This is a genomic window from Flavobacterium limnosediminis JC2902, from assembly GCF_000498535.1.
Classification (GTDB): Bacteria; Bacteroidota; Bacteroidia; order Flavobacteriales; family Flavobacteriaceae; genus Flavobacterium; species Flavobacterium limnosediminis.
The window spans coordinates 1-8,411 of the sequence record NZ_AVGG01000037.1 but is presented as its reverse complement, the minus strand read 5'-3'; the positions used below and the strand labels follow the sequence as shown (position 1 = coordinate 8,411).

The 8,411-nt window shown below is 44.7% G+C and carries 2 protein-coding genes; both read left to right on the top strand.

The window, feature by feature from the left end; translation table 11 throughout:
• Positions 1-1,432, top strand: a 1,432-nt coding sequence (locus FLJC2902T_RS15980; protein ID WP_155958927.1) for a T9SS type B sorting domain-containing protein, incomplete at its 5' end; no start/stop codon positions are given.
• A gap of 479 nt (positions 1,433-1,911) precedes the next feature.
• The coding region (locus tag FLJC2902T_RS15295; protein ID WP_035679209.1) for a fibronectin type III domain-containing protein at positions 1,912-8,411 on the top strand (6,500 nt) is incomplete at its 3' end.

The window sequence follows — 8,411 nt, the reverse complement described above, 5'->3', positions numbered from 1 at the left end:
GACATCAATCAACGATGTGCTAACGGCTTCCGGAACGACTATCGGTCAGGCTACCTATACCATCACACCGATAAGCAACGGTTGTCCGGGTACACCGGAAACGGTTACGGTGACGGTTTATCCGAGTCCTGTTGTTACGGCCAGCGTGTCTTCGCTGAACCTGTGTTCCGGACAGACCACCGATATCGTTTTGACCAGCAATGTGCCGGGCACTACATTCAGTTGGTCTGTATTGCCGACAGGCGTTATCGGAGCACTTCCGGATTCGGGAAGTTCAATCAACCAGACACTGACAACTGTTGGTATGACACAGGGTACGGTTGTATATACCATTACCCCAATGGTTAACGGATGTGTTGGACAAAGTATTGATGTTACGATAACGGTTAATCCGACACCGGAATTATTCAGTTCTTCTAATCCACCGCCTATCTGCAGTGGCTTATCGTCAGGAATTATAGTAACACCAAATATTCCCGGAACCACCATTGAATGGACTGTTGTTCAAAGTGGGGTAGCAGGAGCTTTTGACGGAAGCGGTTCTGAAGTCACTCCAGGAGCTGGAATTCCTATCAGTCAGGTTTTAACCACTACAGGGAATACGCAGGGAACAGCAACGTATACCATCACTCCGATAAACAACGGTTGCGCCGGAGAGAAAATAACCGTTGTGGTTACGGTGAATCCGTTGCCAAGCATTGATATTCAGGACGGTATTGTTTGTATCGATTCGGTAACCGGTTCTTTGATTTACGGTTATACGATGGATACGGAATTAAGTGCTGCCGATTATGATTTCCAATGGTATTTCGGAAGCGATATGTCTACCGTAATAGCTACCGGAAGTTCGTATGTGGCAACCGAAGCAGGACTGTACACCGTTTCGATCATGAATGCGGTTACGGGTTGTACCGAGGTGTTTATGATAAACGTAACCGAATCCAATCCGGCGCAGAGCGCAACAGCAGTGGTTACGAATTACTTTGAGGACAGTCAGGCGATTACGGTGACTGTGGCCGGAACCGGTTCGTATCTGTACAGTTTGGACGGCGGTGCCTTCCAGACAAGTAATGTGTTCCTTCACGTTTTACCGGGAGAACATACGGTGACGATTCAGGATGCTATCGGATGTACGGATATTACCCTTGTTAATATTCTGACCATCGGTTATCCGCATTTCTTCACACCGAACGGTGACGGACATAACGATACCTGGAACGTTTGGTCGTTGAGTGGCAATCAGCCAAACTCGGAGATTCAGATTTTCGACCGTTACGGTAAACTGATCAAACAGATCGTACCGGCCGGATCGGGTTGGGACGGAACGTATAACGGACAGTTATTACCGTCTACGGATTACTGGTTCACGATTAAGTACATGGAGAACGGTGCAGAGAAATTGTTTAAAGCACACTTCTCGATGAAACGATAATCATCAGACAGATTACATAGAAAAAAGCCATTCGCGATTGCGAGTGGTTTTTTTTTTTTTTTCAGTTGCCATTCCAAAAAGAGAAATGGTTTCCCGAGTAAGCCCTGATGGAAGTGGTATCTTTTATACCTGACAGGTTTTTAAAACCTGTCAGGTATAAAAATAAAACGCCCCGATAGTTATCGGGAAGCAGGAAAAAGGATGAAAAAAAACCCGAAACATTCGCTTCCGGAAAGAAAAAAGAACTCAGAAGTTCAACAGCCGGCGGCTTTCTGTTTTAGGGTTATTCTGAATTGAGAGATTAGTAGTAATTTTTAGATAAGATTATTTATATTTTGTTTGTTTTTTTGGTTTAAATGCTAAAAATTCAAAAAAACACACAATTATATAATTTTTGTGAAAGTGGTTTGTTAGGGTAACGTAAGCACGCTTTTTAATATAAATTTGGGAATTAAACTATTTCAAACCAATTATTAATTATGAAAAAAATTACTCTTGTAATTTTCATGTCGTTACTATCTTTTCTGGGATATGCACAATTTCCCGAAAGTTTTGACTCGGGAATTCCCACGACATGGAACGTTATGGATAATGGAGTAGGCACCGTCCGAAACTGGACGACTACTACATCATTCGCCCCTACGCATAGCGGTGCACTGCACGCTTACATTGATAGGGAAAACCTACCGGTGGGTAGCACTTCTGAGGAATGGTTAGTAACCCCTCAATTTGCTGTGCCGACCAATGGACAGTTCCGATTTTGGACGAAGATGACATTAAGCGGGGATTATGGTTCGCTTTACCAATTACGTGTTTCAACGACTTCGCAAACCAATCAGGCAAGTTTTACCCCGTTGCAGCAATGGACTGAGATTCAGATGGAAACTGCAATGGCAGCCGGAGGCTCTTCCGCATACAACGTGTATGGTGAAATTGTGCAGTCTTTGTCTGCTTATGCAGGACAAAACATTTACGTTGCCTTTGTTAAGGTGCATACACAAACCGGTACGACGGCCAACCCGTATCAAGGTGACCGTTGGGTTATTGATGATGTGAATGTTGTTCAGCAATGTAATGACCCTTCAGCATTAAATGCTACACAGGTAGGTGCAACCACAGCGCAATTAAGCTGGACAAATGCAGGGCCTGCTACTTCATGGGATATTGAAGTAATGCCCAGTGCGGCTACTCCAACAGGGGTTCCGACTCATCTTGGGGTTACCAATCCGTATCCTCTGACAGGTTTAACTCCTGGGACTCAATACAAATATTATGTAAGATCAGTTTGTAGTGCCGGGGCAACCAGTAACTGGGTTGGTCCTTTTATCTTTAATACTACTCCGTTCGGACAAACATGTGCCGGACCAATTGCGGTAACCACACTTCCGTACTCAACCACAAGTAATACCGGATTATTTGGTGATGTTGTGGATGGTAGTCCGGGTGCTTCTTGTGGTATCACAGGAAACTATTTAAATGGGAATGATGTGTTTTACGCTTTCACACCTTCTTTTACAGGGGTAGTGGATATCACCATGACGCCTACAGGAAACAACTCCGGTCTTTTTGTTTATGGAAGTTGTGCCAATGTAGGTTCAATATGTTTGGCAGGGGTTGCCAATACGGGAGGGACGCCTAGAAATATTCCATTTCTTTCTGTCACTGCCGGAACAACTTATTATATTGTAATTTCTACATCAGGAACACCGCAAACGCTTCCTTATACTTTAGCGATTCAGCAGGTAGGATGTCCTCCGCCGAACAATTTAGGTGCATCGGGAATTTCACAGACAGCAGCAACCCTTACATGGGGTAACCCAAGCGGTGCTACTGCCTGGGAATATGTATTCCAGCCTGCTGGTACAGGATTGCCTACAGGAGCAGGAATTCCTGTGACAACAACATCGGTTCCTGTTGGAGCTTTAACAGCAAACACGAATTACGAGTTTTACGTAAGAGTAGATTGTGGATCAGGAACATTCAGTGTTTGGGCTGGGCCTTTCACTTTCAGAACCCTGTGTGCTGCACTACCGGTTCCTTTTACGGAAGGATTTAACAGTACTTCTACAACACAACCGTGTTGGACAGTTCTGAACGTGGGCGCTGATGCAAATGCATGGAACATGGATTATGCAACAAACCCATTCGAAGGGAATCAGTCGGCAAGTATCGTTTCAAGTGCGATTACCAATAACGACTGGTTGGTTTCTCCGCAAATTACCCTTAACGGTAACCAGCGTTTGAAATACAGATACCGTGTTGAAGCAGTAGCTTCTCCATGTACTTTCGAGGTAAGATTGTCCACAAACGGACCTTCACCTGCGGATTTGACAACCGTGCTTGTGGCACCGGCTTCATATAATAACACTACTTATATAGAGAAAGTTGTGAATATGGTTGGTGTAACCGGCAACGTTAATATCGGTTGGTACGTGGCACCGGGAGCAAACGGCTCGAGAATTTATATCGATAATGTAATTGTTGAAGATATTCCGGCGTGTGCGGAACCAAACAGTATAGTGGTTTCCAATATTGCGCCAACTTCTGCGACAATTGCATGGACTCCAGGTAATACGGAAACAACATGGCAGGTTTTGGTTCAGCCGGCAGGTTCGCCAGCACCAACGCTTCCTACACAGGGAGTAACGGTAAACGGAACGCCGACTTACAATGCGACAGTGAACAGTTCCACTACATACGATGTGTACGTATTGGCAGATTGTGGTGTTGCAGGAGCAAGTGTTTGGGTAGGACCGGTTAGTTTCAGAACGCCTCAACTTCCGGGAACACTTCCGTTCTCAGATACTTTTGAAGGCAACTTCAACTGGGATACGGTTAACGGTACGCAAGTAAACCAATGGTTTGCAGGAACTGCTGTAAATAATGGCGGAACACGCTCGATGTACATTTCCAATGACAATGGGGTAACCAATTTCTATAGGATAAACGGTACTCCAACACCAACTTCTACAGTTCAGGCGTTCAGGGATATTCAAATCCCGGCTGGAGCTAACCAGATAAATGTTGGATTTGACTGGCGTTGTGTGGGAGAGTCAACTTGGGATTATTTCCGCGTATGGATTGTTCCTACTACGTTTATGCCTACAGCCGGAACACAGATAGGAGCCGCGCCAGACAGAATAAATATTGCTGGAGGAAACATTAATCAAGGTTCAGCAACAGCATTCGCCAGACGAAATTTAGTGGTAAATGCTACTGCTTTTGCGGGGCAGAATGTCAGACTTGTTTTTGAATGGAGAAATGATGGTACTGGAGGTACACAGCCACCGGCCGCTATTGATAATATAGATGTAACAGTTATTACCTGTCCGGCTCCTACTGCTCCGATTGCAGTTAGTACAACTACCACCACGGCTACTTTACAATGGACGGCCGGGGCTTCAGAAACACAGTGGGAAATTGTGGTTCAACCGGTAGGTTCTGGTCAGCCAACTGCATCGAGCACTATTATACCGGCTGGCACGAATCCGTTTACAGTTACTGGTTTAAACCCTTCTACCAATTATGAATACTATGTTAGAGCGGTTTGTGGAGCTTCAGATGTAAGTACTTGGTCTGGACCAAGAGCATTTACTACCACTCAAATTCCTGTGACAATGCCTTATTCAGAAAACTTTGAAGGGACATCAGGTTGGTCAACAGTAAACGGCACACAAGTAAATCAATGGTTTGAGGGGACTGCTGTTAACAATGGAGGTACGCGCGCAATGTACATCTCCAATGATAATGGAGTAACCAATTTTTACAGAGTAAACGGTACTCCAACTCCAACTTCTACAGTTCAGGCGTACAGGGATATTCAAATTCCTGCAGGTGTTAACCAGGTTAATGTTGGATTTGACTGGCGTTGTGTGGGAGAGTCAACTTGGGATTATTTCCGAGTATGGATCGTACCTACTACGTTTATACCCACAGCGGGAACACAAATAACAGCTGCGGCTGATAGAATAAATATTGCTGGTGGAAACATTAATCAAGGTTCAGCAACAGCATTCGCCAGAAGAAATTTAGTTGTAAATGCTACTGCAATGGCGGGACAAACAGTACGACTTGTTTTTGAATGGAGAAATGATGGTACTGGAGGTACACAGCCACCAGCTGCCATAGATAATATCGACATTACAATTATTACATGTCCGGCCCCTACTGTACCAACAGTGGTGAGTGTAACTCAAAATACTGCAACGGTGCAATGGACTGCTGGGGCTGCTGAGACACAATGGGAAGTTGTGGTTCAACCGGTAGGTTCAGGTCAACCAACAGGATCAAGTACTATCATTCCGGCTGGAACGAATCCGTTTACCATTACGGGATTAAATCCATCTACCAATTACGAATACTATGTTAGAGCAGTTTGTGGTCCTGGAGATGTAAGTACGTGGACTGGACCAAGAACATTTATAACTACTCAAATTCCTGCCACAATACCTTATACAGAAGGTTTTGAGGGAACATCAGGCTTTACAGTAGTTAACGGAACTGCAGTGAACAAATGGAATGAAGGAACTGCTGTTAATAACGGTGGCACACGTTCAATGTACATCAGTAATGATAACGGAACAACCAATGCTTATACGATAACGTCTACATCAGTTGTTCACGCGTATAGAGATATTGCTATACCTGCAACATGTGGTGGAACGGTGAATCTTTCATTCGATTGGCGTTCTATGGGGCAATCGGCAGCGGACTTTATAAATGTTTGGGTTGTACCTTCAACATTCAATCCGGTTGCGGGGACGGCAATCACTGCTGCAGCAAGTGGAGGAACACAGTTATCGAATCAATTAATCAATGGAGCAAGTTTCGCAACTTTAACCTATGCGGTAAATTCTGCACCTTTTGCGGGTGGGAATATGCGTGTGGTTTTTGAATGGAGAAATAATGCGGCTACCGGAACACAGCCACCAGCCGCAATTGATAATTTTACAATAGCACTTCCTACTTGTCCTAAACCTTACAACTTAGCTGTAGTGGGAACACCGGCACCAACCAGTGCGAACGTAACATGGACACCTGGATGTAGTGAGACGGCATGGGAAATTATTGCTCAGCTTGCAGGATCACCGGCACCTACCGCAGCTACTGCAGGTACGCCAGTAACGACTCCGCCGCCTTATTCAATTACTGGTTTACAGCCATTCACAGCTTATGATTTTTATGTAAGAGCGGTTTGTACAGATGGAACTGGATTTAGTCCATGGTCTGCGCCAAAAGCGTTTACAACGATTATCGGAAATGATGAGTGTGCCGGAGCCTATAACGTTCCTGTTAACAGTAATGATCAATGTACTCAGGTAAAAGCCGGAGTATTTAATGGTTCAACTGTTTCAACAGTAGGAGGTACTACTTGTGGAACTGCAAATTCAGGTGATATCTGGTTCCAGTTCACGGCTACCAATCCCTCACATACTATTGATTTTAGAGATTTTAATTCACACAATATCCCGATCATGATGACGGTTTATTCTGGAAACTGCGGTGCTTTGAGTCAGATAGCTTGTAGCTATAACAACTCAGCTACGGTTTCCGGATTACAGGTCGGCAGTACTTATTTTATAAGAGCGTCAATCAATATGGTTACTACCAATACCAATGTACAATTTAGCGTTTGTGTTAAAACACCGGTGGCTCCTGCCAGCGGAACCAGTGTAAGCTGTTTGATCAATACGGTTAACCCAAGTTTTGAGGAGGGTGTGTTGTTTACCACGGGTAATTTTCCAAGATGGTCGGATTTATATGACCATATGTTTTTGGGTTGGCGAACAACCGCTACGGATCACCATATGGAACTTTGGTCTGCACCTAACAGTGAAGGTCATGCGGCTCATACCGGCAGTAAGTTTATCGAATTGAATGCCACTGAGGTTTCCGGGGTGTATCAGGATTTTCCAACACCGGTAACTACCGTATTCACTTATAGATATGCACACAAAGGAAGACAAGGTACTGACGTTATTGCACTTTTGGCAGGACCTCCGGGTGGGCCATATGTTGAGATTGACAGAAGAAGTACAGGAAATGGACCGAATGCATGGAGCTATCCTGCAGCACGTAACTATACGGTTCCTTCCGGTCAGACGGTTACCCGATTTATTTTCCAATCCATCTCCAGTGTTGGGGGAGCTACTATCGGAAACTTCTTAGATACTATTGAATTCACAGCTGATAACAGTATTGTTTCAGCAACGCCTTTAAGTTTGGATTGTGCAACAAACACGTCAACCGTTGTGGCTGCCGGAGCGGGAAGTTGGTCTGCCGCACCAGGTAATCCAGCGCCTACAGTTATCGCTAATCCGGATGATAACAGCACTACTATCAGCGGATTTACCGTGTCTGGTACTTATAGTTACCTTTGGACAACTTTATATTGTTCTGATGTTGTAGATATCGTTTATGTGAATAACTCAACCATAGTGCCTGCTTTTGCAGCAGTAGCTCCAGTTTGTTCAGGAGATTCGTTGGCAGCATTACCGACAACATCAACAGACGGAATTGTTGGAACATGGTCACCGGCTTTGGATAATACCACTACGACTACGTATACGTTTACACCGAATCCGGGTCAGTGTGCACTACCAACTACAACGACTATTACGGTGAACCCGATAGTGAATCCAACCTTTGCACAGGTAGCTACTATCTGTTCAGGAGAATCATTGTCAGCATTACCTACAACTTCTGTTGAAGGAGTTACAGGAGCGTGGTCACCGGCGTTGGATAATACCACTACGACTACGTATACCTTTACACCGGATGCGGGACAATGTGCTGCTACAAGCACGATGACCATTACGGTTACTCCTAATGTGACTCCGACCTTTGCTGCGGTAGCTCCAATTTGTTCAGGAGATTCGTTGGCAGCATTGCCGACAACTTCAGGTGAAGGAATTACAGGAACATGGTCACCGGCTTTGGATAACACAACGACAACCACGTATACCTTTACACCGGATGC